At 45.1% G+C, this 1,805-nt stretch carries 2 protein-coding genes; both read left to right on the forward strand.

Annotated elements, in window-relative coordinates:
- The coding region (locus tag AC1DUA_RS36040) for a family 43 glycosylhydrolase (RefSeq protein WP_477504304.1) at positions 1-725 on the forward strand (725 nt) is incomplete at its 5' end.
- An 85-nt stretch (positions 726-810) separates the two neighbouring features.
- Positions 811-1,805: cache domain-containing protein (locus AC1DUA_RS36045; RefSeq protein ID WP_477504305.1), on the forward strand; the 995-nt coding region annotated here is incomplete at its 3' end.

Genomic DNA, 1,805 nt, shown 5'->3' on the forward strand with positions numbered 1-1,805 from the left:
GGAATAATCAATTGCACGTGTGGAGCTCATCAGATTTGCAGCAATGGCATCATGTTGCGAAGGTATGGGATTTGTCCGAAAATGGTACATGGGAGAATAACATCTATCCGAATCCATGTCTCTGGGCACCTGAGATGATTTATTTGTATGGTACATTCTGGATTACTTATTCACTGCAAGGCGGGGGCACGGGGTTGATCAAAAGCGTGTCTGGACACGCAGAAGGTCCTTATATCGATATGGGCCGCATGACGAATACGGATATTGATTCAAGCTTTTTCCTCGATGAAGATGGCGAGGTGTATTTTGTCTGGCAGGACGGGAAAATAGCCCGAATGAAAAAGAATATGACGGGATTCGTGGAAGAGCCCCGCAAGTTGCTATGCATAGACGGACAACGCGTCGGATATGAGGGAGCTTTTATCGTGAAATACAAAGGGAAGTATATCCTTGGTGCGGCGGAATGGAATGGCGACAAACGGGTAGACGGTACTTATGATTTAATGTATGCCGCAGCAGATAACATATACGGGCCTTACACCTCCAGACGTGTGGGGGTACCACATGGTGGCCACGGAACGATGTTTATCGATCGCGACGGCAGACTCTGGTCTACATTTTTTGGAAACGATCGTACGGCGCCGTTTCGGACACGTCCGGGCATCGTTCTTCTTGAAGTGGAAGATGATGGACAAGGGCTATGCATAACGCCTTCTTGTGAGTAATATAAAAGCATGAATCGAGCTCGGGCATCCGGGCAGGGTTCATGTTTTTTTCTAATCTTAGCGCAGTAGAAAGGAGCACTTACCCATGAAGTTTTCCTCCTTAAGAAAGTTAATTTCACCTACGGTAAGCATACAGGGGAAAATCTTCGTCGCCTTCAGCCTGGTTACTCTGCTTGGCATCGTGGCAGTGACGAGCATTGTTTATGTGTACATGAGAGAAACGGTTAAGAACAATGCGATTACATCCGTTACGGAGAGCATTCGCCAGGCAGACGAATCCTTGAATCTCCGATTAGAAGAAGTTAGCCGATTAAATACGGTGGTTGCTACCAACAAAACCGTACTGGACACCCTGCTTAGCAAGACGGAGGAACCAAGCTTTGAGTGGTTTCAGGAACAAAAAAGAATCGAAGAGTTTTTATCCGCCCKGATTGCCTATAAGCCGTACATTTCGCGTGTAGCCGTTATTGGCTTGAATGAAAAGGTGTTTTTCGTTGGCTCCCCATGGCTCGACAAGAACATTTTATTCACGCCGATGATGGATGATTTGCTTCAAAATGGGTCAGGCCATGCTTATTTTCATCAAACCGGCTTTAACAATTCCATTGTAACGGGACGTGAACTCCGCTATAACCGGAATTTAATCGGAATGGTCATGTTCGATCTGAATGACGAGATCGTTAAGAAAATATATGATGTCAAACCTACGTCGGACAGTATGTTATATGTCGTAGACAGGAAGAACGAATTCATCTATCAACCGAGTAGTAGTGTACTTGACAAAGAAACGATTATTAAGCTTAATCAGGAGCTTGGCGGTAGAGACGGTTCGGTGGAAAGGATCATTAACCAAACCTCTTTTCTAGTCATCATGCGGAAATCAGAGTATACAGGGTGGTCAACGCTTGCCCTCGTTCCAATGAAGTCGTTATTAACTGAAACCGCACATATCCGTAAAATTTTGGCCACTGTAGCGATCATTGTGTTTATCATCATTGTCATCGGTACTTTACAGGTTTCTTCCAGAATGACGAGGAATATTCGAAGGTTGCGATCGATGATGATGCATGTCATGGAAGG

This window comes from Paenibacillus sp. 01T422 (assembly GCF_056398785.1).